This is a genomic window from Dyadobacter psychrophilus (genome assembly GCF_900167945.1).
Lineage (GTDB): Bacteria > Bacteroidota > Bacteroidia > Cytophagales > Spirosomataceae > Dyadobacter > Dyadobacter psychrophilus.
On the sequence record NZ_FUZA01000003.1, the window covers coordinates 304,884 to 328,778 of the forward strand.

Sequence of the window (23,895 nt, forward strand, 5' to 3'; positions counted from 1 at the left end):
GCGAGAATAAAGCCATCCGGCTTACGGAAATTTCTAACTGTAAGTTCACGCGAATTGAGTTTATATCTCCTAATAACTTAGGTGGGAATTAGCACCTTTCTCCATTGTGGTAGCAGGTTGCCAGAGGTTCATTGAGCCCATTCTCTCGCCTCTTCTTTATAAATCAACCGCACACAAGGTGAAGCAATTGACTTGATGTTGCAATATTAAGCGCGGATGCCTGAAAATGCAAATAAAAGCGCAAATTCTATTTTGCAGGGGATGCAGGGCAGTTTATCTTTGCCCTTTAATGTTACTGCGTTCGATGAAAAATTATTTGTTCCTCCTTTGTTTTCTTTGCCAAAGTACCTTTGCCCAACTACCCTCCCCCGAAAATATTTCCAGGCATGTATACCAGCTCGCGTCCGACAAAATGCAGGGCCGCGGAACTGGCAGCAAGGAAAATCAAAAAGCTGCAAAATATGTAAAAAAACAGTTTAAGAAATACGGACTTCAACCCAAAGGAACAGACGGGTTTTATCAGCCATTTACTGCCAAAATCCGGCGGGTCGTTGTTCCCGACAGTTTACGCAAAACCAATAATGTAATCGGTTTTCTGGATAACGGGGCGGAGCATACCATCGTTATTGGCGCTCACTTTGACCACCTTGGCCTCGGCCGACAGGGAAGTTCGAAAGCCGAAAAACCAGAAGGGCAAATTCATAACGGAGCTGATGATAATGCATCGGGCGTTGCCGGATTGCTGGAACTTGCAAGATATTTTGCCCGGAACAATGTAAACGAGCCTTATAACTTCCTGTTTATCGCTTTCGGAGCAGAGGAACTGGGGCTGCTGGGATCGCGTCATTTTGTTAACAATCCTACATTATCATTGGATAAAATCAATTTCATGTCCAATATGGACATGATCGGTCGTTATGATGCAAGCCGCGGCGTGGGCATCGGCGGTTTCGGAACGAGTGGCGAATGGCCTGAAATATTTAAGGAAGTTAAAAGCGATACCCGGTTTTTTACCGATAAAGCAGGAAGCGGCGGATCGGATCACGGGTCTTTTTATGCCAAAAACATTCCGGTCCTTTTCTTTCACACAGGTGGCCACGACGACTATCACAAACCGACCGACGATCCTGAAAAAATTGATTATAAAGCCGCAGCAGGCATTTTGGGTATTCAGATTCATCTGATAGAAAATGCGATGAAATTGCCCAAACTCAAATTCACCCCAGTTCTCTAACCACCACAAGCTTGTACGGATTCATTGCTCCCGCTTTCACGTATGGTCAATCACATGTTTCTCCTGAGGACTTGTATGGAACGCTGTTTCGTGATATCCAGCACAGTCATATTTTTGAGGATTCCAAAACATTTGCGGATGCAATTCCCCTGGAAGATCCCGTCCTGATCATTGAAAGATATCATCATGAGAAAGACGAACCGGATTTCGACCTTCAAGCGTTTGTAAGCCAGTATTTTCGAATGCCTGCGCACATTGCGTCCGCTTTTCAGGCGGATACGAGCTCGTCAACGTCGGAAAACATAAAAAGACTATGGTCTGTGCTCACGCGGCAGCCCGAAAACCAGGAGCGTGGCGGATCGCTGATTCCCCTTCCGTTCCCTTATGTTGTGCCCGGCGGACGTTTCCGCGAGATATATTATTGGGACAGTTATTTTACCATGTTAGGACTGAAAGAATCCGGGAGAACGGATCTTATTGAAAGCATGGTCAACAATTTCGCTTACCTGATCGATAGCTTCGGATACATTCCTACGGCCAACCGGACTTACTATTTAACCAGATCCCAGCCACCGTTTTTCTCCTTAATGGTCCGTCTTTACAGCGATATGGCGGGAAAGAAAATCCTGAAACGCTATTTGCCCCAGCTGCAAAAAGAATATGATTACTGGATGCAGGACGATGGCCCCACGCACGAACCGTTCACAGCGCACAGGAGACTCGTAAAACTTCCCGACGGCGCATTACTAAACCGGTATTGGGACGATAAGGCGAGTCCGCGCCCGGAATCCTACCGCGAGGACGTCGAATTGAGCATTGAGGCAAAAGAGCGGTTTGAAATGGCGCCGGAAGCGGTTTTCCGACATATAAGGGCTGCGGCAGAGTCGGGATGGGATTTCAGCAGCAGATGGTTTGCGGATGAGAATGATTTTGCCAGCATTCACACCACCGACATTGTCCCGGTAGACCTGAACTGTCTGATGCATCATCTCGAAAAAGCGCTGGCAGAGGCATATCTGCTGAATGACAATACGAAAATGCATTTGTATTTTGAAGAGAAAGCCAGGGTTAGGGCCGCTGCTATCCAAACCTATTTTTGGGACGAAACGCGGAATTATTTCATGGATTATGATTTTAAAAAGCAAACCTTTACAAAAGCGGTGACGCTGGCAGGAACCTATCCATTGTTTTTTAAGCTGGCTACAAAATCGCAATCCCATTATATGCGGGCTTATATCCGGCTCAATTTTATGCGCTCGGGCGGCTTGCTAACCACCACCATAAAGACCGGGCAGCAATGGGACGCGCCGAATGGCTGGGCGCCGCTGCAATGGATCACCTACAAAGGCTTGCGCAACTATAATTTTCACCGGACAGCCAATGAACTTTGTGCGGAATGGATAGCGCTGGTGGATAAAGAGTTTAAACATTCGGGCAAAATGCTTGAAAAATATAATGTCTCGGACACGAATCTGATTGCCGGCGGAGGCGAATACGAGATCCAGGAGGGATTTGGCTGGACGAATGGTGTTTATCTCCGGATGAAGAACAAAAGGAGCTAGTTACGTATAAACCACCGTTGAAATTATTATCCGATTCTAATAATATTATTGAAAATTTCCAGAGGCAACTTCTTCTATTCGAGAATATTTTTAATACCTTGGTGTTGCTAACCCCATTTTTCAGAATTACATGAAACTATCCATATATCAGATCGATGCGTTTACTGACACACTCTTTTGTGGAAATCCTGCTGCGATTGTTCCTCTGAATGAATGGCTTTCAGACGAGACGATGCTCAACATTGCTGCTGAAAACAACCTGGCCGAAACTGCATTTTACGTTCCAACTGAAAACGGTTTTCACATTCGCTGGTTTACGCCATCAGTTGAGGTTGACCTCTGCGGGCACGCTACACTGGCAGCCGCCTATGTGATTTTCAATATCCAGAATTACGAAGGCAAGTCTATCCGATTTGATTCACGCAGCGGTGAGCTCCGTGTGGATTGTAAAGAAGATTGGCTTACATTGAATTTTCCAGTTGACCAATTCCACATCGCTGTCCCTCCACCCGCTTTGGTAGAAAGCCTTGTGGACACAACAATGCTGGAAGTTTATAAAGGAAAAACGGATTACATGGTGGTTTTGGAGTCTGAAGATGTCGTTAAGAACCTGGATTTTGACATTATCGTGCTATCGACAATTCCGGCCCGAGGCATCATAGTTACGGCTGCCGGAGAGGACGTTGATTTCGTGTCACGCTTTTTCGCGCCGCAATCCGGCATCGATGAAGATCCCGTAACCGGCTCAGCGCATACAACATTAATTCCCTACTGGGCAGAAAAACTCGACAAAACAACATTAACTGCCAGACAACTTTCAAAACGGGGCGGATATCTCAAATGCGAACTAGACGGCGACCGCGTACACATTGGCGGCCAGGCAAGGCTTTATTTGAAGGGGGAGATTTTGATTGACTGATTTTGAATGAGTGAATTAGTGAATGACTGAATGACTGAATGTTAAATGAAAAAAATACATTCACATACAGTCCCACCAGCCTATTATTCATCGCACTGCAACCCTGTCATTCATTCATTATTTCATTCTGTCATTCACTAATTTCCTGCGCTGCCCTGCATACAATCCTGCGATTACCAAAACCGTTCCTACAACCGTGTACATGGTGACTGGCTCGTCCATAAGCCACCAGGCAAAGAAAAAGCCGAACAGCGGGCATAGGAAGAGCCATAAGGAGGCTTTGACCGTGTCGATTCTTAATAAATAAAACCAGCATATCAGGCCGACTATTGATACGGCCAGACTTAACCAGAGCACCGGATACCAGAATGTACCGTCCCAGACCGTTGTTGAAAAATCGGCAAAAAGTAAAGTTGCAGGAAGCAGGAAAACGCCGCCTAAGAAAACCTGCCAGCCATTGATCAGCAAATTCGGCAACTCCCATTGTACCGTTGCATAGTAAACACTGGCGGCAGAAACGGCTATCATACTGATAAGCAACAATATAATGCCTTCAACGGTGGTAAAACTATCGACCAGTAACGGATATGTTGCAACGCCTACACCCACCATTCCGAGAATGATCCCTAACCATTCTTCCGGGCGGGGATGCCTTTTGAGCCACCAGGACGACAGCAGGACAATGATCAGTGGATTGATTGAGACGGCCAGACTGCCAATTCCGGCAGCGGTAAATTTCATGGCATACATGTAGAGACCGAGATAAAGCGTTGTATTAAGAAAACCAAAGAGCGCAAGCTGCTTCCACTCTTTTTTGTTGGGCAATCGATAAGACTTTTCCCTGCTGAGTAAATACGAAAAAGTCAGTAACAATATACCAGCGATAAAGAAGCGAACGTTTGCCAGTATTAACGGAGCAGCTGACCGGACCCCAAACTTGGTGGCGACGGATGCAGACGACCACAGAATGGAAAAGAGAAGACCAATACCAATGTTTTTCACGCTTAAACAGAATTATGATCCAAAAATACGCGATGCATTTCGGGTTCCCCCTGCACTTTTTATATTTTTGGGCATGATTGATAAAATAAATGCAAAGTGTGTTCTGGCCATTCTTCTTACCGGACTTTACTTTCCTTCCTTCTCGCAAAGCCAGTGGACTTACGACTTTAACAATGGCCTTACCCCAATTGAAAATGGAGGCCCTGCATTAAAAGTGCTCGGACAGCCTGGAAAGTACGTTAAGGAAAAAATTCCAGGTTCCGACGATCTGAGCAGGACGATTTATCAATTTGAAAAAAACAGCGGTTTACAGTTCAACAACACAGAGGCCAAGGGTTTCCTGAGCAAATCTTTTACTGTCGAGATTTATTTCAAAATGGATGAGCTCGACAGCTGGAAAAGAGTGCTCGATTTTAAAAACCGGAAAAGCGACTACGGCAGTTATATCTACGACGGCAAGCTCAATTTCTACGATTTTGCAATTGGAGAAAAAGCACCTGTGCGCGCAAATCGGTATGTACATTATGTGTACTCGCGCGATTTTGAAACCAAGGCTATTAAAATGTATATCAACGGTCAGTCCAAACTGGAATTCAAAGATCCCGGAACGGAGGGAATGCTGGATACCGACCAGGTGCTAAATTTTTTCCAGGACGACCTGATCGCGAATCATGAATCCAGTGCCGGTTCCATTGTGCTGATCCGTGTTTATGACCGCGTTATGACGCCTGTGTTTGTCAGAAGAAGTTACCAGACTATCAGCAGGGCTCCCAAAGCGCCCATTGCCGAGAAGGAAGAAGAGGAATCGGAGGAAAAGCCTGCGCCAAAAGAGACAGCCAAAAGAAACACGAATCTCGCAATCGTTACCGGACGAGTTTATGACGGCAAAAATTTGAAGCCGGTCAATGATGCCGATGTGACCGTTCGGAAGTCCAGCACAGACTCTCTGGTGGCGTCCACAAAAACGGTGAACGGGATTTATAATTTTGAACTTCGCCCGCATGAAACTTATCGCATATCGGCGCAAGCGGATGGATTTCAGCCTAAAAGCGTGTCTGTAAAAGTTTCAAACCGTTTTGAGGAAGTGAAGTCGCTGATCAGCCTTTCTGAGTCGACTTATGACGCGCCGTTATCGACCTTGTATTTTACGCAAAGCACGGATGTGCTGGAAGATGATGCATTGAGGGGGCTTGATTCCCTTGTTTCCTATTTTCAGAAGAAAGAAAACCTGCGAATTATTCTGAAAGGCCACACAGACAACACGGGGGATTTTGCTAAAAACCTTGAACTTTCGAACAAGCGTGTGGAGACGGTGAAAGGTTATTTATTGGGAAAAGGAATTACTGCAGACCGCATAGCGGGTTCGGGATATGGATCTGCGCAGCCTAGCCGCATGAATCAGTCGGAAGCATTGAAACGTTCTAACCGTCGCGTGGAAATTTGGGCTGAGCCCATAAAAAGATAAAGCCATCTCACTGAGACGGCTTTATACTGACTATTCCTAAACCCTTAACCTTTTCTTATCTTTTATATCTTTTGCAATTGATTCCGGTGTGCTAACCGAATAAACTGTATCAATGCAAGCGTATCTGAATCTCTTTTTATATAAAGTAACAATGTTTTGAATAATACTCCAATTTCCATACTAACAATTCGGAAACATTTGGCCTATATACGAAGCAAATTGTATTTCAGATTTGCTGTCAAACATTGCTTATTTTACTCATTTCGCATTTCGAACTGCTTTCGTCTTATTAACTTGTGACTGAGCGGCTAACGAAACTGCTTAAACTTTTACAAAGGTAAAAACATTAATATTATTTCCTTTGATTTATTCTATTTTTATTTCGGAGAACCGTGATACAAAGGTCCACATTAATTTTGATATTACAAGCATCCTGAAAATCAGGCAACAAAATTATATTTGGAACTAATGCTGGTTTTGAGCATCTTTTTTATTACAATATACCACATTTATAAATTTTTATTTATTAATCTTTTGATAAAAGCTCAATTTACAGAATAAATAGAATTCTTGAAATATTTATATTTTCTTTAAATAGTACAATCATTGGTTATAATTATTCATTGTTGATTGTATTCCCAAAGTACAAAACGAAAGCACCATATCGCCGGCATTGTCCAAAAATATAGGCAGTTCTTTCATTTCTTCATTGGAAAAAGGTTTTAGAACATAATCTACTTGCCTTCCACGCGGAAAATTATTTCCTATTCCAAACCGCAAACGTGGATAATTGGTCGATGCAAGCAGTTCTTCAATATTTTTCAGTCCATTGTGTCCTCCATGACTTCCTTTTGGTTTGATCCGCAAGGTTCCAAACGGAAGTTGCAGCTCATCCAGTATCACCAGCAAATTTTCCTCCTGAATTTTGTACTGGTCCATATAGTAGCGGATTGCCTTGCCACTTAGATTCATGAACGTAGTTGGTTTTATAAAATAAATATGCCTGCCTTTGTGTTTCCACTCCGCAACAAAAGCCAGCTTCTCGAAAGAAAATTTAAAATCATGCTGCGCTGCCAGCCTGTCCAGCACCATAAATCCAACGTTATGCCTGGTGAATGCGTACTCCGGACCTATATTTCCCAGCCCGGCAATCAGATATTTCATTTGTCAAAAGTTTTTGATTTCATCTTTGAGCACTTAATTTAGGCTAAAATTCAGGGAATTTACATGATACCCCAAAAACGATTAATACTTAGCAGCCCTTTACTGGAGATCATGACCAGCCGGTTGTGCCAGGAACTGATTGAGAATCACCAGGACTTTTCCAATTCTGTGGTGATGGGACTGCAACCGCGGGGAATATATTTTGCCGAGCGCATCATCGCCGAGCTTAGAGAGCGCACGGGAAAAGACATTCCGCTGGGTTACCTGGATGCTACTTTCTACCGGGACGATTTCCGCAGAAGGGAATCTCCGCTTTTGCCGAATAAAACAAACGTGCCTTTTTTAATCGAGGGAAAAAGAGTGATCCTCATCGATGACGTCCTATCGACCGGTCGCATGGTAAGGGCCGCCCTGGATGCCATGACTGCCTTTGGAAGGCCTAAAACCGTTGAGCTAATGGTGCTGATCGACCGACGCTACAACCGCGAAATCCCTATTGACCCGGATTATGTTGGCATGCAGGTTAGCACTGTGGAAAGTCAGCGCGTGCAGGTTGAATGGAAGGAACAAGGATTCGAAGCGGACCGCATCTGGATGGTGGATTAAAGCCGCATATCAGCGTGGACGTGACGCCTCTTCTTTTGTTGCTTTACCGATATCTTCTGTCTTGTAAGTAAGCTTATTAATGTAAAAAACTTCCCGGCCCTGCCCTATTGACGAGGTGCCGATGCGTTGCATGCCATAAGCAAGAAAATATTGTCCGTACCACGGGGAAAGATAGCCATCCTCATTGTTAAGCACTTTTTCTTTCTCTGATTTGGCCGTAATCTTAAATTTTTCGCTCTCTACAACCACCTTATTGCGGCTGATCACCTCCGTATGGATTTCACCTTCCTGGGGATATGCCAGCACAAAATAATCGTCCACTTGCGTGATCTGCACCATTTCCTGCAAGTCGTAGCTTGTCAGGTCTTTGATGGTAATGGTGTTATCCCACATAAACTTTCCATTTCTGTCGAACCCGCAAACAATGGCGTGTGTATAGCGATAACCCTCGAGAGAGCGTGAGATATAAGGTCTTGAAATGCCCCCGGTAATGATCGGGCTCGTGGATCTTTGATTGGGATAATAAACTTCCGCAACGAGCACAATTTCGTTCTCCGTCTGGATCAGCTCGTGAACCAGCAACCTGTAACGAAACTTGTTTTCTTTGCCCATACTTTTCCGATTGGCAATGCGCTCCATCATGCGTGCGCGGCGCTTTGGTTTCATATAATTGAAAAAATTCTGCAATTCAGAAAATTCGATAAACTGCGGCTCCCCAGGCTCATCATGCTCCACATGCGTCACGTATAAACCCTGGGAATATTGAGTGCAGCCGACAGAATAATTGCCGATCAGGTAGGAATCATCCGGATTCAATGGCACAATCTGGCCGGAAATGAAGCTGTATCTTGGATCGCTTAATGTTGTTTTCTTCAAAAGTTTGCCTTCGTAATTATACGTTTTGATCTCAAAAACGCAGTTTTTCTTACGATAAGCATAGGTTATAACATTGATATAGCCGTCAATTTCATTGATATCAACGTTATTTAGTTCTGTGTTTTTCTCAAATAACCCTGGCAGAACACGCGTTGTGTGATCAAAAAAAGAATGTACGATCACAACAGGCCGGGACCTGTAATAACCGGATACCAATGCCTTGCTGCCGATCACTTTGAACTGCTGCACATCCACACCCGACAACAAATTCCCTTTGTAGGTGTCTATGGAACCATCGTTATAATTAAGCTGCATGAAGAGAAAACGATCTGTATCCGGCTCAGCGAAAAGCCAATAACCGCTTTCTTCACCTTTATATGCCATCACCGGAATGTAACGGAAATCCAGTTTGTAAGCAGTCCGCCAGATCACTTTTAATGTTGTGTCATACTTAACAAACTGCCATTGCTCATTCCTAGTATTTGACCACTCATTGCCCCTGATAACGGATAACAAACCTTGTTCGCCCAAACTAAAAACCTCGAATTGCTCTGTAGAAGTAGGACTGGCGGGTATTTCCAGACGATCGGACTGTTGCAACTGGGCGAAGGCACCGGCAACAGGAAGTATGCACAAAAAGAGCATGCAAAAAATCCTGGGCCAATGCAAAGAATGGTTATTCATAACTTCTTCCTTCAGGGGTGTAACTCTCTTCAATATTTACCCTAATTTTGCATCAAAAAGGACAACATTGCTATTAATATTATAAATTATTTTAATCAAATAAAAACTTAGGGAAATGTCATTCGGATTTTGAAGAAGCACTTCCATTTTACCCCATCATTCATGACGATTGAAGCAATTCTGAAGGACGATATTCAAAAAGCAATCCAGAAGCATTTTGATGTAACTGTTGAAGACATCATTTTACAACCGACAAAAAAGGAATTTGAAGGATTTTACACTTTTGTTACTTTTCCGCTTACCAAATTCATCCGTAAATCACCTGTGGAAATCGGGCAGATTATAGGAAATGAGCTTGCAGAGCACTCTTCTGTGGCAGAAAAGTATAATGTTGTGCAGGGCTTTCTGAACATAAGCCTGAAAGACACCACGTGGCTGGAATTGTTTTCGAATGTGTTTAATGATCAGAATTTCGGGAGTTTTCCTTCAAACGGGCAATCGGTAATGGTGGAATTTTCTTCACCAAACACCAATAAACCACTCCATCTGGGGCATTTGAGGAATAATTTCCTTGGTGAATCCCTTGCCAAAATACTGAAAGCCAGCGGTTTTAACGTTGTAAAAACGTGTCTGGTAAATGATCGCGGAATCCATATCTGCAAGTCCATGCTGGCTTACCGCGAGCTTGGAAATGGTGAAACGCCGGAATCGAGCGGCATGAAAGGCGACCATCTGGCCGGGAAATATTATGTGCTCTTTGATAAGGAATATAAAACGCAGATTAAGGAGCTCGTTGAGCAGGGAATGCCGGAGGAAGAAGCGACAAAAAAAGCCCCGTGGATCCTGGAAGCACAGAAATTGCTTTTGCTTTGGGAAAATAGTGATCCCGAAACCGTCGCATTATGGCATAAGATGAACGGGTGGGTTTACGATGGTTTCCGCCAGACTTACGATAAGATCGGTGTTGGATTTGATAAAACGTATTATGAATCAAACACATATCTTTTAGGAAAAGACATTATTGAAGAAGGTTTACAAAATAATATCTTCTATAAAAAACCAGACAATTCGGTCTGGATCGACCTCACCGAGGAAGGACTGGACGAAAAGCTGGTTTTGCGAGGCGACGGGACTTCTGTTTATATCACGCAGGATCTGGGAACAACTGAACTGAAATACAGCGACTTTCATAATAATCGCTATTTATGGGTGGTAGGAAACGAGCAGGATTATCATTTCAAAGTCCTTTTCGCCATTCTGAGAAAACTTGGCCGACCATATGCCGACGGCTGTTATCACATTAGTTACGGAATGGTGGATCTGCCTTCCGGAAAAATGAAGTCGCGTGAAGGAACTGTAGTGGATGCAGACGACCTAGTGGATCAAATGATCCAGACGGCAGCGGACAGAACGCAGGAACTAGGGAAAATTGATGATTTTGACAGTGCAGAAGCCAAACAGCTTTATAATCAGCTCGCGTTGGGTGCTTTGAAATATTTTCTTTTAAAGGTTGACCCTAAAAAAAGAATGCTTTTCAATCCAGAGGAATCTATTGATTTTCAGGGGCATACAGGACCATTCATTCAATATACATACGCACGAATCCGTTCTATTATAAGAAAAGCGGAACAGTCACGCATCCAACCGGTGATTCCACCCGTAAGCTATATATTACATCCGGCGGAAAAGGAGCTGATCTTCGCATTATCGCAATATCCGGTTCGCGTGCAGGCAGCTGCAAATGAGTTTGCTCCATCGGTGATTTCGCTGTATGCGTTTGAGTTGGCAAAGGTCTATAATCAGTTCTATGCGGAGGTCTCTATTTTCTCCGATCCTAACCCGGATTCAGTCAAATTCAGAGTTGCATTATCAGGTGCAGTTTCTGAAACGATTCAGAAGGCTTTGGGGTTACTAGGGATAGAAGTTCCAGAGCGAATGTAGCGAGGAAACCCGGTTAGGTAAGTTTAGAACTGGAAGTCAATCAAAATGAGTCTAATGTCACGTATTTCACTTTAAATAACTATACTAACCAATAACCAGACTACAATTATGAGCTTTTTGAAAACATTATTTATTATGATTACGAGTTTAATAAGCGGCCTTTTCGCTGACAAGTCAGAAGTGGCGAAGAAACCCGATTTTGATGTTGTTGCCAAGCAATCTCTTTATGATTTTAAAGTAAAGTCGTTGGTAGGAAACAAGACGGTTGATTTGAGCAAATACAAAGGCAAAAAAGTGGTGATCCTCAATGTTGCTTCCAAATGCGGTTATACCAAGCAATATGCAGATTGGGAAAAATTCAATAAAGAACATGGAGATAAAGTAGTGGTCTTAGGTTTTCCGGCAAACAATTTTGGCGGACAAGAGCCAGGTACGAGCGAAGAAATCGCAACATTCTGCTCGGCTACGTACGGTGTAACTTTTCCAATGTTCGAAAAAGTTTCCGTTTTGGGAGAAGACCAGGCACCGATTTACAAATGGCTTACTACTAAAGACTTGAACGGCTGGAACGACAAAGTACCAACCTGGAATTTTTGCAAATATGTTGTAAATGAAAAAGGTGAATTAACTAATTTCTTTGCCTCAAAAATATTACCAACCGACCCTGAATTTTTGACTGCGGTTGGCATTTAAGAAAAGCTTTTTAACTTTCAGGCTGCAATGTTGCAGCCTGAAAAATTTTCCATCATATACACATCACTAAGCATGAAAGACATTACCGAAGCAAAGCGCTACATCTCCAACGCGAAAGAAATTTTAAGAGAAAAAGCAATTAAAGAAGACGGCTACTATAAAGACCGCAAGTATGTAAAAATGGCTGGTCACACTGCTTATTCCGGTGTTTTAGTTGCGCTTGATAGTATTTTAGGCGATAAAAAGAAAAGGACTAGAAATAGCGTAGAATGGTACCAGAAAGAACTGTCCGTTCTTGACAAAAAGATTTTGTCAGATTTTTTGGCAGCATATGATATTTTGCATTTGTCAATGAGCTATGATGGCGTTTTAAGGGCTGAAATTTCCAAGGCCGGATTAGACGTCGCAGAAAAAATAATAAACTGGGCGGAGCAAAGATCGCAAGCCTAACATTACCCGACTCTAATATAATTCAATGAATCCCTGGATTGAAGCAGCTCGCCCCCGAACATTGCCCCTTGCACTTTCATGTATATTAATGGGTTGTTTTTTGGCGGCTGCGAGCGGAACATTCAGCTGGCCGGTGGCAGGGTTGAGCGTGTTAACGACTATTTTACTACAAGTCCTATCCAATTTTGCCAATGATTACGGCGATGCGGTCAACGGAAAAGACACCGAATTGCGCGAAGGACCGCGCAGAGCCGTTCATTCCGGCCATATTCAGGCTGCTACAATGTTGAAGGCAATTATTCTGTTTTCGGTTTTAGCGCTGATTTCCGGGATTTCACTTTTGATCATCGCCTTGAAGGGCGCTCCCACTAACGTTTTCTGGGTTTTTCTTGGCGTAGGCATTGCATGCATTATTGCTGCGATCACTTACACCGCCGGGAAACGGCCTTATGGTTATGTCGGCCTGGGCGATCTGTCGGTTTTGATATTTTTTGGATGGGTTGGTGTGCTCGGAAGCAGTTATCTTCACACGCATGTCTGGGATTGGGGCCTGCTCCTACCCGCTACCAGTTGCGGACTTTTCGCTGTCGGGGTTTTGAACATTAACAATATCAGGGACATTGAATCGGATAAAGCAACGGGAAAAAATTCGATCCCCGTGCGGCTTGGGCGTGAGAAAGCAATTGCTTATCACTGGACGATATTAATCGTTGGAATGTTATGCGTTTCGGTTTATATCGCTGAGCACTTTTCGGGTTATACCAGCCTTATATTTCTCCTTAGCTTCCCGTTATTCATCAAAAATGGTTTGGCCATTTCTAGGTTAAAAAAAGCAAGCGAACTGGATCCGTACTTGAAACAAATGGCGCTTTCTACGCTGCTTTTTGTGATTTTATTCGGCATAGGAATTGTCCTATAAGCCCGATTATTTCACATACGGCTTAATCGCATCTCCCAGCAATTTGTATCCTTTCGCATTGGGATGCAGGCCGTCCGAGAAAAGTGATTCGTCTATTTTCCCATCTTTTTGCAGGAACACTTTACCCGGATCCAGGAAGTTCACACCCGTTTCTCCCGTTAACTGAGCCAGTTTCTCATTAATCACCGCCACTCTTCCCTCTTGCTGGCGCCTTGGATAAATTCCCAGCATTGTAATTTCCGCATCGGGCTGATGAAATCTGATTGCGTCGACTAGTTGCAGCCAGCCTTCTACAATTTCCGCGTCCGAATTTAGGTGCAGGTTATTAGTGCCAATGTTCACAAAAACCTGTTTAGCAGCATATCCGTCCAGTTCGCCGTGGTTAATGCGCCATAGGACATTCTCAATGCGGTCCCAGCCATAGGCCATGTTTCTTGCATTTTTACCAAAAGTATTGTCCCACGACTCCGCTCCGTTGGCACGCGGCCCTTTCGGAAGTCCGCCCCAAAAGTGCGTGATTGAGTTGCCAATAATGACTGTTGCAGGCGGATTCTTTTTGTTTAAATCTAAAATTTCAAGATGCCGCGCTTCCCAATCGTAATTATTCAGTTCCCGAAGCTGAATCACCGGATGTGTCGTAGAAGCTGTGCCTTTGTATTCGTGCAAAATCTGGCGCAAATGTTTCTCGTATCCTTCTGCATATCGCATCATGCCAAGGTCGTTGGGATGCGTCCCGTCCACCATTGTCTCAATATCCTGCCCGAAATCTGCTTTTGGAATGATAAATAATTGCTGAACGCCCTCCGATTTGAGTTGCGCAAAAGCTTCCTTCAAAGTTTCATTCACTTCACTGTAAAAATGCTTGCTCTGCGGATTTATATCCTCGTCCGTATAACCCGCATGTGAAGCCAGGACAATGGGTGTGTTCGGATGCTTTTTACGCAATGTTCTGGTCGTTGCGAGAATCCTGTTTTTCACATCCTGAATGGTGATGCCAAGTTTTGAATCCGGGCGGATTGTGAGATTAGGAAGACAATCCAGCACAAATACTTTGGCATCGATTTCCGACACAATGCTAACCACTTCCTCTTCAAGCCGGCCGTTGCCCGAAAATCCGAGGTTAATGAGCGGCTGATCCAGCTTCCGACCCAAAATCGCTGTCCACGCCATCCCCGGCCGGGATGCACACGCGCCGTGTGCGATGGACGTGCCGTAAATGACGATGGGTTTGTCAGGCCTGGTGGGGAGTGGTGTAAATTCTGTCCCTTCCGGCGTGCCTACTTCCAGCCATTTCACACTGTTATATAACGGAAGATAAAGTCTGTATTCCCGGCCCTTTTTGTGATAAGAATCATTGGGTTCGAGATTTTTGAAAGTATAAGTTATCGTATCACCAAAGGCATATTTTCCTGCGCACCAACGCCAGTCACCGTCGCTGGAGATTGCGTAAAGATCCACGCCGCTCACGCCTGTTGCAGGCATGTGCGGCAGCGCATGCTTCCCATTTACAACATAACGAACGTTTATCTCAGATGAATTGGCACGAAACCGCAACATTAAACCGGCAGACTGGTTCGACAACCCCCAAACTTGCTCTCTAACCTGCTTTTCCGCACGCGCTGGCAACCTGTCGTACGGATTTTTCACCTCCTTTGGCCACGCTTGTCCTTCTAAAACTGGTAATGTGGCGGCTTGCGGGTTCCACCAGTTTATTTTGGCAGTTTGAGCAAAAGTGAAATGGAAAGAAAGGATAAACCCAATGCAGGCGAAGGCGGTTTTGAACTTCATATAAAGGAAAATGGATACTTCTAAATATGTTCAAAAGTGCCCATTCGCCTGTTTCTTACTTTGAAGAACGGAATTATTTAATGATCACACCGTCCGCAATAAATGTCAATTCATCCTTTGGTTCAGTGATTTTTTCAATTTCCTCTTTGCTCTGGCCGGCATCTTTTGCATAATGTTGCAAATGCTCGACTGGAATTGTTTTCTTTTGAGCTTGTCCTTCAAAAACAACTGTTTTACCACTAATGTCTTTGGGAACAAAAAATGCGTAATCCTTGAACATTACCCGCATTGTTTCACCATTATCAAGCTTTACTGCCATCCAGCAGCCTTTTACCTGGCAAACCGATTCCACCTGACCGCTTACTTTGGCCGCCATTTCCGTTTTGTCGCCCATTTTTTCAGGCAGTGCGCTGGCTTCAATGGCTTTGCTTTCATTAATCTCCTTGCCAAAATGATTGGGCGTTTGCGCTTTTACGGCCAATGTGCAAGTTAAAAGCATCATTAGCATCATTGCTTTCTTCATTTCTGATATGTGTTTAAGTGTAAGATAATTATTCCAAAACCTCTACCCAGCCTTTGCAATGGTTTCCGTGAGGCGTGTCTACCACATAAAAGTACGTCCCGTTTCCAATTCCTTTGCCCCAGTCATTCTTATAATCTGCGGCTTTAAAAACCGACTTTCCCCATCTGTTGAACACTTCCAGGGACGCGGGCAAAACCGGAACTATGAATAAATCGTTCTTGCCATCGCCGTTGGGCGTGATCACATTGGCCAGCGTAAATGGCGGCGATGCCGTTATTTTCTTTGATGCCGTTAAAGCACATCCTGCACTGTTATAAGCAGTTAGTGTTATAGTATATTCACCGGGCGTTTCGTAAATATATTCATTAATCTCCGGATCTGAAACGGGATTGCCGGTTCCCAGATTCCACTCATATCGCTGTGCATTCTTTGTGTTATTAGACATTGAATAGCTAAACGGCGCATTGCAGGCTCCGCCTGACTGGCTGATTTCAAATATCGGCTCATGCGTCCTGTCAACTTTAACTGTGATCTCCCGCACTGGGCGGCAGCCGTCCGCATATGTGCCTTCAATGGTATAAGTCGTTGTTTTCGTTGGCTTGACCGTGACCGATTTACCGATGGTTTCTTCCAGTCCGTCCGTTGCCAGCCAGCGATATTTTGTTCCGTCACCTGAAACAGACAGTACAACTGTGGCTCCCGCGCAAACTTCAACATCTGGCATATCAATGAAATCGGTCTTTTTATCAACAGAAACCTTCATCTTCTCCGTAACCTTACAGCCGCTCGCATTGCTGATCTCTACAGAAAATTCGGCATCTTCCCGAACAGTGACCGAAGGCATTGCAGTCGCTGCATTATCCATGCCTGTGGCAGGCGACCATTTGTACTGTGTTCCTCCCGAAGCCCAAAGCTGCAATTTCGTGTTTTCACAAACCGTCGTATCCGCTTTGATCTTGCTATTCAGTGTTTCGACGATAATTTTCTTTTGTGCAACATCCACACGTTTGCAACTCAGCCGATTATATGCTTTCAAAGTGACCGTATATTCGCCCGGTTTTGTAAAGGTGTATTCCGACTGGTCTTCCTCACGAGAAAAAGTACTTCCGCCAACATCCCAAATGTAATCCACGCCGCCTTCACTCATATTTACAAATGATAACGACAAAGGCGCACAACCGCGCAAAACGTCCTTCGTGCTTCCTGAATACACATCAAAATCGGCTTTGAGACGGTCAATATCTATTTTGAAAGCAGCATTGTTGCAATTCTCGCTATTGTTTGTCTTCGACCAGGCCTGTGGTGTAACCGGAAAGCCGCTGCCTCCACAAGCACAAGTTGCATGGTAAATGGTCCCATTTTTGTCAAACCGGCTCGTTCCGCCGTCCACATGATCGCCCTGCACCTGGCCTGAACGGTCGCGACTTCCGAAGTAAGTGGCATACAACAATGATTTTGCCCCTTGCTCCAAAATGGCGATATAAAAATTGTTTCCATTCGTTAGTGACTGGATCGCATCATCCGTGACGACCAAATTCGTAGTTGTGCTGTTTGGGTTGTTGCCGGTGGAAGAGTTCACATTGCCGCCCCATCCAGCCAGATAAATGTTTCCGCATTCGCTCACCAAAAATGCAGTTGGTGAAATATCAGGAACTCCCCTGCCGGATCCGATGACCGTTGAAAAAATTGTTTTCGACAAAGCAGCGTCTAAGGCATGCACAAATTGACCACTCTTCGCATTTTGATATACACCCTGGCTCACCGGGTAAGGGCCATTGGTAAGGCCATAAACATATACATTGTTGCTCGCGTCCAGATCCAGCAAATAAGCGCCATCTTGGTTAGCCGTTCCCAGATAGGTTGTGCCGAGCAATTTATCATTGGCATAATGTGCCACAAATCCGTCCTCCGTTCCATTCAGGGCCTTTTGATAGGAAGAAGCAGTGATCGGTAAATTTTTGCTTTGCGTAATCCCTGCAACATAAATGTCTCCTAAGGCCGAAACTTTGAGCGAATAAGCTGCGTCCCATTCATTTCCGCCGACAAATGTGCTCCATAGCAAACTATTCAAGCCCGCATTAAATTTCAGAATCACGCCATCCTGAACGCCAGCGAATTTTGCTTGAACGGCATTTTTTAAAGGAAAATTGACTGAATTGGTCGAGGAAACAATGAGCACATTGTCATCCTTATCAATCCCGATTTCGCCCCTGAAACTATCGCCATAGTTGCGAATGGCCGCAAGGTCGGTGATGCTGACCCCGTCATTTCCATTGCCTCCGATAAAGGTTGACGCCGTCAGTTGTTTGCCGTCCGTGCTTAATTTGGATACAAAAATGTCGGAGCCGTTTTCAAGGTCCAGTCCTGAAATGGGAATCACCTTTGTCCCGCCGCCAAATGCTGTTTGAAAAGCGCCGGTCCGGGTGGGGAAATTTTTGGAAGACGTTGTGCCCAGGATCAGTAATTCCTTCTTGCTGTTAACGATCAAGCTGCTGGGAATGTCGGTGTTACCGCCTCCGAGGAATGTGGCGTAAAGGAGTTTGCTGCCGTCCGGCGTAAATTTCATGATCGAAACGTCTACCTGGCCTTCGAACTTTGTTTGAAAAGCGCCCACCGTTGCCGGGAAATTAGTTCCAAAAACCGTCCCGCCGGAATAGAGATTACCTTCGTCATCATAAGTCGCCGTATGTCCCCAGTTATCCGCAACCGAGCCGGAATAAGTGGAAAAAATCAGTTCCGGATCAATGGTAAGCTTTTCTGATTTATTATATGCCTTTGGAATATTGAATGTGGCAACATGATCAGCGGATAATAAAAATTTAGAAGACACTTCCGTCGTCCTCGCATTGATTCGCTGAAACGAATACGGCTCCGCTTCCTTGAACTCCCCAATGCTCGTTTTTACAACGATCTGACCACTTTCATTCACAGAAACCTTTTCAGCACCATTGTATTTCATCCTGATTTGCGAAGGATCAGCTTGCGGATGGACGATAAATTCGTATTTCAGTTTGAATTGATGCAAATAAACCCGCATATCAATGCCATCGTAGAGATTTTGATAAATCACCTCCTGAAAACCTTTTACGCCACCTGCCCAATTCTGTTCTTTTTCTCCAAGGAAATAGTTGAAGCCAGTCTCAATGGGCGCATTTGCAGTATACTTTACATTGGCCGAATTTCCCAGAAAATTCACCTCAACCCCATGCGCAGAAATGAATTTGCTATTGTCCCTCGCACCGGGAGAAGCCACGGGCTTTTTTCCATGATTCGCAGAAACCTGCGCGGCGTCATATAATACGTAAACGAGTGATTGTTTTTTCAAAAAAAGAAACCCACCCGGGATTTCGGTGCGGAATAATATGTCCGATTCCCATTGCCCGCGGTTTTGAATAAAATGCATTCCGGCAGCAAAGCAGTTGCCGATGATGCAGGTTAGAAACAGGAAAAGTAAAACGATTGGACGTAAATTTTTCCGCATATAGGGCTCCGCTGTTTTCTATTTGAACGCAGAAACTGAAATGATATTTTCACAAAATTCATATTCCTGTTTCACGTTTGAACCGAGCAAAACAAGCTGATTTTGTGTGTGATGAATTACATGATCAAGATACCAGTTGATGCCCAGAACGTCCAGGTTGGTCGTGGGTTCATCAAGAAAAATCACGGGAACATCGGACATAAAAGCGAGGCCCAGCTTCACGCGCTGTTTCATGCCCGAAGAAAAATGCCGGAGCGTCTTGCCGCTTGCATGTGATAATTGAATAAAATCTTCGAAATCGTTAAATGAAAGCCCATTTTTGAATGGCTTGAACTTGCTATGAAACTGGATCAGTTCGCGCAATGTGAACTCTTCGATCAGTTCAAGATAGGGCGCCGCCACAACCAGATGTTTGTACCAATGATCGACTTCGATTTCTTTGCCTGTTTTATCAATGTATTTAATTGTGCCCTCAGAAGCGGGCATGATGCCGGTTAATAATTGAAGCAATGTCGATTTCCCGCTGCCATTCGGCCCCACAAATGTGTATTGTTGTCCGGCCAACAGCTCAAAACTGGCATTGCGTACAATCCATTCCTTGACAAATTTTTTCCCTATTTTTTCAACTGATATCTTCACTTTTCAAAAACTTATAATGATGAAGGCGGCCGCGAAATCTTCTATTTTGCTGCATAATGGTCAAATGCTGCCTTGGAAACCTGCGCCATGACCAGCTCAATTGCTTTCAAGTCGGCTGTTGAATTGGAGACAAATAAAACAATCGCGAAGCTTCTGCCATCCGGCATTTTCACAATGCCCACATCATTAACAGCAGCCGTAACGCCTTTATCATTTGTTCCGGAAGTTCCCGTTTTATGCGCCACAACCGCGTCTTTTGGCAATTGACCTTTGATCCGGTTCAATCCGGTCGGCCCATCGATCATAATTTTGGAGAGAAATTCGTGGCTGGGTTTGGAAAGATTTTTTCCTTTGTAAAAAATTTCAAGCAATTGCAGCATAGCGCCCGGCTTGCACCAATTGGTATATTGAACATTCCAATCCTGCCCCATCTGCTCTTCGTTAGCAACAATAGCAATGTCCTTAACGCCCAAACTATGCACATAATCCTGAACCGGTTTTGTGCCGCCAGCGAGCTTGAAAAGAATGTCGCAGGCAATGTTATCACTCAATGAAACCATACTTGTCAAGAGGTCAGCAATGGTCAGATCGACATTTCCGTCGGGATATTTGTCTCGTAGCGGGCTGTAAGTTTTAAGCTGAACGTCTTCTTTGGTAAGGTGGTATTTCTGAGTCAGCGAAAGTTTTCCTTTATCGATCTGATCCAGAACGGCCATTGCGATTGGAAACTTAAAGGAGCTTAGCATGGGAAACTTGTGATCCGGATTCAGAATAGTCGTTTCGTTCCTTTGGAGATCCTCGATGGCAACGCCTGTGATGCCATCAACTTGCTTGGTAATGCTTTCTAACTGGCTTTTAAAATCTGTCTTTTGAGCTAATAATAAATTCGGCAAAAAGAATATCGTTATAAACAGGATGCGTAATGTCTTTATCTTCATTTGGTTGGCCAATTTTCTTTTTTCTGTTAACTCTTTTCGGTTTTCTTTTCTCTTTCTTCAATCGTTAACCTCACGAGCTCGATGCGGGTGTCCTGCATAGAAACGACCTGGAATGCATAAGGCGGAATGCTTACCGTTTCGTTCACTTCGGGCAAGTCGCCAAAATAGTCTATCAACATGCCGGCCAATGTATCGTAATCACCTTCGGGAAGCTCCCACCCATATTTTTCATTTAAATAATCCAGCTCGTGACGGGCGCTTAAAATATAGCTGTCATCATCCAGCTTACGTTCGGTCCAATCCTCGGTGGAGTCATATTCGTCCTGTATTTCACCAAAAATCTGCTCAACAACATCTTCCACACTGACCAAGCCAGAGGTTCCTCCAAATTCATCCACAACCAGTGCTAGGCTTCGTCTTTCTTCCAGGAACCGCAGCATTAAATCGCTTGCAGGCATTGCCTCCGGCACAATCAGGATCGGCGTAATGATGTTGCTAATTTCTTTTGGTTTTTTGAAAAGGGATAATGCATGGCAATAACCCAAAACCTCATCCACGGATTCGCGGTGTACGATGATTTTGGAGTGGCCGCTGGTGAGAAATGCTGTCCGCAAATCTTCAATGCTTGCATTAACATTCACCGCCGAAATTTCCGTCCTGGGAATCATACAATCCCTGATCCGTAAATCTTTGAAATCCAATGCATTGATAAACATTCGTTCTTCAATGCTGTGATCATCGAAGTCGGGATCATCAGCAGAAATCGCATCATCACGCAGCGAAGGTGACAAAATATTTTCCTTTACAAAAGGCTCAACAACCCAGTAAAGCGGTGTAATGACCCACTCGGCAAAGCGAACCGGGAACGCAGAAAGATCTAAGATTTTTGGAAAGGCGCGACCGATTTTCACCCAGCTGGAATAACTAGCCATCCAGATAACGATTAAGATCGCGAACATTCCGGCTACCAGTGCTCCTTCATGAACGCCAAGATCGATTAAAAAAACCGGATAAAACGTCGCTATGGCCCAGAAACAGCCAACCGCGACGGTCAACAACCGGATCATACGCAAGATCCTGCGCCAGTATAATGTTTGATAAACCTCTTCTGATTTTTCGTGCCGCAATGAATAGCGATCAATGGAAACATCCAGCAAAACAGATCTCACAGCCCCATAGTAACCCGCGAGGATAAAAAACACGACCGTTAAACCCAGGAATAGCATGCTCATTTTTTTGCAGATTTAACCGGCTTGGGTTTCTTTACATCAACTTTCATTTCAGGTTCTTTCTTGGCCAATAAGGACGCTTTTAATCTGCTAAACTGAAATGTAAGCAGACAAAGAATGCTTAGCAGCAGGAGCCAGTAACTTTCAAACATTGTTGTCCTGCGAAATTCCAGCACCCACACCACAAAAAAGCCGAGTGTGAGGGCAAGCAAAATCGTTCTGGTCAGTTTGGAATTCATCAATAATTCTTTGGTAATACAGTCTTGCAGGGAAACGCCTGCAAATTCAATCATTTTCAAAGATACGCAGATTGCGCTAAAACGATTATAGATAGATTAATCTTCGTCATAAAGCATAATATACCATTGATATTTCCTCCATTTTCTGTAAAATACCTAACTTGCAGGGATTCCCGCGCAGTTCATTTTTTATATCTGAATTGTAAAATTTATTCTTGAAAAAATATTCTTTATTACTATGAGCGAAACCACAAAACGCTTTGCGCCCGGTGTTGTAACCGGTGACGGAGTTAGCGAAATTTTCCGCCACGCCAACGAAAATAACTATGCCCTTCCGGCGGTTAACGTGGTAGGAACCAACTCAGTAAATGCAGTTCTTGAAACTGCCAAAGCGGTTAACAGCCCCGTTATCATTCAGTTTTCTAATGGCGGTGCAATATTTTACGCTGGAAAAAGTCTTTCCAACACCAATCAGCAGGCTGCGATCGCAGGTGGAATTTCCGGTGCGATGCATGTGCACCAAATGGCAGCACTTTACGGCATTCCCGTGATTTTGCACACAGACCATTGCGCAAAGAAGTTGCTTCCCTGGATCGACGGTCTTCTTGATGCAGGCGAGCGTTATTTCGACCAGCACGGTATCCCTTTGTACAGCTCGCACATGCTGGACCTTTCGGAAGAACCGATCGAAGAGAACATTGAAATCTCAGCAAAATTCTTCGAGCGCATGGCTAAAATCGGCATGACGCTTGAAATTGAGTTAGGTGTAACGGGTGGAGAAGAAGACGGCGTTGACAACAGCGACGTGGACAGCTCGAAACTTTATACGCAACCAGAAGAAGTTGCTTACGCTTACGAAGAGCTTTCTAAAATCTCTCCGAATTTCACTATCGCAGCAGCATTTGGTAATGTTCACGGTGTTTATAAGCCGGGAAATGTGAAATTGGAGCCGAAAATCCTTCGCAACTCGCAGCAATTTATCCAGGAGAAGTTCGGAACGGCTGAATTGCCTGTTAACTTCGTATTTCACGGAGGATCAGGCTCTTCCCGCGAAGAAATCCGCGAGGCCATCGAATACGGAGCGATCAAAATGAACATTGATACCGATATGCAATGGTCAACCTGGGAAGGACTTCTAAAATATTACAAAGAAAATGAAGGCTTCCTGCAGAGTCAATTGGGTAATCCAAATGGCCCCGATTCGCCAAACAAGAAATACTACGACCCACGCGTATGGCTACGCAAAGGCGAAGAAAGCATGATCCAACGCCTGAAACTTGCGTTTGAAGATTTGAACTGCATTAACCAGCTGGGGTGATTTGCTCTGGTTTTATCGGTAAGAAAAAGCAACCTGCGAGGGTTGCTTTTTTTGTGTTGCTTCCGGCCGTTCCGCCATCCAAACCTCTTTAATCCCCGAATAACAGGCAATTCCGACCGGCAGATCAGTCAACCGCACCGGCGAATAATTACTCTTAATCCTTCTACAAGGCCCTGCATTGATCTCACATAGATTGCGAAAGAGTTTAAGTCGATCCTATCGGGT

General features: G+C 44.3%; 20 protein-coding genes and 1 riboswitch. Of the genes, 10 read left to right on the plus strand and 10 right to left on the minus strand.

Annotation, left to right across the window (positions count from 1 at the left end):
• Nucleotides 1–57: 57 nt before the first annotated feature.
• Nucleotides 58–165, minus strand: a riboswitch (SAM riboswitch).
• Between the two features lie 139 nt (nt 166–304).
• The 3 genes from B5X68_RS15105 to B5X68_RS15115 all read left to right on the plus strand — a co-directional run bounded on the left by B5X68_RS15105 (nt 305) and on the right by B5X68_RS15115 (nt 3,715).
• The gene (locus tag B5X68_RS15105) at nt 305–1,234 is read left to right on the plus strand and encodes a M20/M25/M40 family metallo-hydrolase (RefSeq protein ID WP_141110310.1); all 930 of its coding nucleotides are present in this window, start codon (nt 305–307) and stop codon (nt 1,232–1,234) included.
• An 11-nt stretch (nt 1,235–1,245) separates the two neighbouring features.
• Nucleotides 1,246–2,796 carry an alpha,alpha-trehalase TreA gene (treA, locus tag B5X68_RS15110; protein ID WP_082215580.1) on the plus strand — a complete coding sequence of 517 codons (1,551 nt, stop codon included), beginning with the start codon at nt 1,246–1,248 and terminating at the stop codon, nt 2,794–2,796.
• 130 nt (nt 2,797–2,926) lie between these two features.
• Nucleotides 2,927–3,715 (plus strand): PhzF family protein, encoded by a 789-nt coding sequence (locus tag B5X68_RS15115; RefSeq protein WP_082215581.1) that lies wholly within the window; start codon nt 2,927–2,929, stop codon nt 3,713–3,715.
• 117 nt (nt 3,716–3,832) lie between these two features.
• On the opposite strand, the gene B5X68_RS15120 is transcribed toward B5X68_RS15115, so the two are convergent.
• On the minus strand, nt 3,833–4,717 hold the full coding sequence (locus B5X68_RS15120) for a DMT family transporter (protein WP_082215582.1): 885 nt from the start codon (nt 4,715–4,717) through the stop codon (nt 3,833–3,835).
• Between the two features lie 73 nt (nt 4,718–4,790).
• Here B5X68_RS15120 and B5X68_RS15125 point away from each other — a divergent pair, with 73 nt between their 5' ends.
• Entirely contained in the window at nt 4,791–6,182 is a 1,392-nt protein-coding gene (locus B5X68_RS15125; RefSeq protein ID WP_082215583.1) for an OmpA family protein, read from the plus strand.
• Nucleotides 6,183–6,785: 603 nt separating this feature from the next.
• Here the strand turns inward: B5X68_RS15125 and pth are convergent.
• On the minus strand, nt 6,786–7,346 hold the full coding sequence (gene pth, locus B5X68_RS15130) for an aminoacyl-tRNA hydrolase (protein WP_082215584.1): 561 nt from the start codon (nt 7,344–7,346) through the stop codon (nt 6,786–6,788).
• A 66-nt stretch (nt 7,347–7,412) separates the two neighbouring features.
• Between pth and pyrR the strand changes: the two genes are divergently transcribed.
• Complete coding sequence (pyrR, locus tag B5X68_RS15135) at nt 7,413–7,952, plus strand: bifunctional pyr operon transcriptional regulator/uracil phosphoribosyltransferase PyrR (protein WP_082215766.1); 540 nt, start codon at nt 7,413–7,415, stop codon at nt 7,950–7,952.
• A gap of 9 nt (nt 7,953–7,961) precedes the next feature.
• Here the strand turns inward: pyrR and B5X68_RS15140 are convergent, their stop codons facing one another.
• Nucleotides 7,962–9,512, minus strand: a complete 1,551-nt coding sequence (locus tag B5X68_RS15140; protein WP_229208432.1) for a hypothetical protein — start codon at nt 9,510–9,512, stop codon at nt 7,962–7,964.
• A 162-nt stretch (nt 9,513–9,674) separates the two neighbouring features.
• Here B5X68_RS15140 and argS point away from each other — a divergent pair, with 162 nt between their 5' ends.
• From argS to B5X68_RS15160, 4 genes are all read left to right on the plus strand, one after another.
• A complete protein-coding gene (gene argS / locus B5X68_RS15145; RefSeq protein ID WP_082215586.1) occupies nt 9,675–11,453 on the plus strand; it encodes an arginine--tRNA ligase in 1,779 nt (592 codons plus the stop codon).
• 135 nt (nt 11,454–11,588) lie between these two features.
• Nucleotides 11,589–12,146, plus strand: coding sequence for a glutathione peroxidase (locus tag B5X68_RS15150; protein ID WP_229208433.1), 558 nt, complete (start codon nt 11,589–11,591; stop codon nt 12,144–12,146).
• A 72-nt stretch (nt 12,147–12,218) separates the two neighbouring features.
• Entirely contained in the window at nt 12,219–12,596 is a 378-nt protein-coding gene (locus B5X68_RS15155) for a DUF5618 family protein (protein WP_082215767.1), read from the plus strand.
• Nucleotides 12,597–12,621: 25 nt separating this feature from the next.
• On the plus strand, nt 12,622–13,515 hold the full coding sequence (locus B5X68_RS15160) for a 1,4-dihydroxy-2-naphthoate polyprenyltransferase (protein ID WP_082215588.1): 894 nt from the start codon (nt 12,622–12,624) through the stop codon (nt 13,513–13,515).
• Nucleotides 13,516–13,521: 6 nt separating this feature from the next.
• Here B5X68_RS15160 and B5X68_RS15165 read toward each other — a convergent pair whose 3' ends face one another.
• From B5X68_RS15165 to B5X68_RS15195, 7 genes are all read right to left on the minus strand, one after another.
• Nucleotides 13,522–15,303, minus strand: coding sequence for an SGNH/GDSL hydrolase family protein (locus B5X68_RS15165; RefSeq protein WP_082215589.1), 1,782 nt, complete (start codon nt 15,301–15,303; stop codon nt 13,522–13,524).
• A gap of 73 nt (nt 15,304–15,376) precedes the next feature.
• The gene (locus B5X68_RS15170) at nt 15,377–15,826 is read right to left on the minus strand and encodes a DUF4920 domain-containing protein (RefSeq protein ID WP_082215590.1); all 450 of its coding nucleotides are present in this window, start codon (nt 15,824–15,826) and stop codon (nt 15,377–15,379) included.
• 28 nt (nt 15,827–15,854) lie between these two features.
• The gene (locus tag B5X68_RS15175) at nt 15,855–19,307 is read right to left on the minus strand and encodes a T9SS type B sorting domain-containing protein (RefSeq protein WP_082215591.1); all 3,453 of its coding nucleotides are present in this window, start codon (nt 19,305–19,307) and stop codon (nt 15,855–15,857) included.
• A gap of 18 nt (nt 19,308–19,325) precedes the next feature.
• A complete protein-coding gene (locus B5X68_RS15180) occupies nt 19,326–19,946 on the minus strand; it encodes an ABC transporter ATP-binding protein (RefSeq protein WP_082215592.1) in 621 nt (206 codons plus the stop codon).
• A 41-nt stretch (nt 19,947–19,987) separates the two neighbouring features.
• Complete coding sequence (gene bla, locus B5X68_RS15185) at nt 19,988–20,884, minus strand: class A beta-lactamase, subclass A2 (protein WP_082215593.1); 897 nt, start codon at nt 20,882–20,884, stop codon at nt 19,988–19,990.
• A 26-nt stretch (nt 20,885–20,910) separates the two neighbouring features.
• Nucleotides 20,911–22,116: a hemolysin family protein gene (locus tag B5X68_RS15190; RefSeq protein WP_082215594.1), complete on the minus strand. Its 1,206-nt coding sequence runs from the start codon at nt 22,114–22,116 to the stop codon at nt 20,911–20,913.
• The gene (locus tag B5X68_RS15195) at nt 22,113–22,406 is read right to left on the minus strand and encodes a hypothetical protein (RefSeq protein ID WP_082215595.1); all 294 of its coding nucleotides are present in this window, start codon (nt 22,404–22,406) and stop codon (nt 22,113–22,115) included. Before B5X68_RS15195 ends, B5X68_RS15190 begins: the two co-directional genes overlap by 4 nt.
• A 184-nt stretch (nt 22,407–22,590) precedes the next feature.
• Here B5X68_RS15195 and fbaA point away from each other — a divergent pair, with 184 nt between their 5' ends.
• Nucleotides 22,591–23,670 (plus strand): class II fructose-bisphosphate aldolase, encoded by a 1,080-nt coding sequence (fbaA, locus tag B5X68_RS15200; protein ID WP_082215596.1) that lies wholly within the window; start codon nt 22,591–22,593, stop codon nt 23,668–23,670.
• The last annotated feature ends 225 nt before the right edge of the window (nt 23,671–23,895 follow it).

Bases quoted from the DNA above. Each gene is read 5' to 3' on its own strand.
- B5X68_RS15175 (WP_082215591.1), bottom strand. From the start codon at position 19,307: ATGCGGAAAAATTTACGTCCAATCGTTTTACTTTTCCTGTTTCTAACC.
- B5X68_RS15115 (WP_082215581.1), top strand. From the start codon at position 2,927: ATGAAACTATCCATATATCAGATCGATGCGTTTACTGACACACTCTTT.
- B5X68_RS15165 (WP_082215589.1), bottom strand. From the start codon at position 15,303: ATGAAGTTCAAAACCGCCTTCGCCTGCATTGGGTTTATCCTTTCTTTC.
- B5X68_RS15125 (WP_082215583.1), top strand. From the start codon at position 4,791: ATGATTGATAAAATAAATGCAAAGTGTGTTCTGGCCATTCTTCTTACC.
- fbaA (WP_082215596.1), top strand. From the start codon at position 22,591: ATGAGCGAAACCACAAAACGCTTTGCGCCCGGTGTTGTAACCGGTGAC.
- pth (WP_082215584.1), bottom strand. From the start codon at position 7,346: ATGAAATATCTGATTGCCGGGCTGGGAAATATAGGTCCGGAGTACGCA.
- argS (WP_082215586.1), top strand. From the start codon at position 9,675: ATGACGATTGAAGCAATTCTGAAGGACGATATTCAAAAAGCAATCCAG.
- B5X68_RS15195 (WP_082215595.1), bottom strand. From the start codon at position 22,406: ATGATTGAATTTGCAGGCGTTTCCCTGCAAGACTGTATTACCAAAGAA.
- B5X68_RS15150 (WP_229208433.1), top strand. From the start codon at position 11,589: ATGATTACGAGTTTAATAAGCGGCCTTTTCGCTGACAAGTCAGAAGTG.
- B5X68_RS15105 (WP_141110310.1), top strand. From the start codon at position 305: ATGAAAAATTATTTGTTCCTCCTTTGTTTTCTTTGCCAAAGTACCTTT.
- B5X68_RS15190 (WP_082215594.1), bottom strand. From the start codon at position 22,116: ATGAGCATGCTATTCCTGGGTTTAACGGTCGTGTTTTTTATCCTCGCG.
- B5X68_RS15160 (WP_082215588.1), top strand. From the start codon at position 12,622: ATGAATCCCTGGATTGAAGCAGCTCGCCCCCGAACATTGCCCCTTGCA.
- B5X68_RS15170 (WP_082215590.1), bottom strand. From the start codon at position 15,826: ATGAAGAAAGCAATGATGCTAATGATGCTTTTAACTTGCACATTGGCC.
- B5X68_RS15140 (WP_229208432.1), bottom strand. From the start codon at position 9,512: ATGAATAACCATTCTTTGCATTGGCCCAGGATTTTTTGCATGCTCTTT.
- B5X68_RS15155 (WP_082215767.1), top strand. From the start codon at position 12,219: ATGAAAGACATTACCGAAGCAAAGCGCTACATCTCCAACGCGAAAGAA.
- bla (WP_082215593.1), bottom strand. From the start codon at position 20,884: ATGAAGATAAAGACATTACGCATCCTGTTTATAACGATATTCTTTTTG.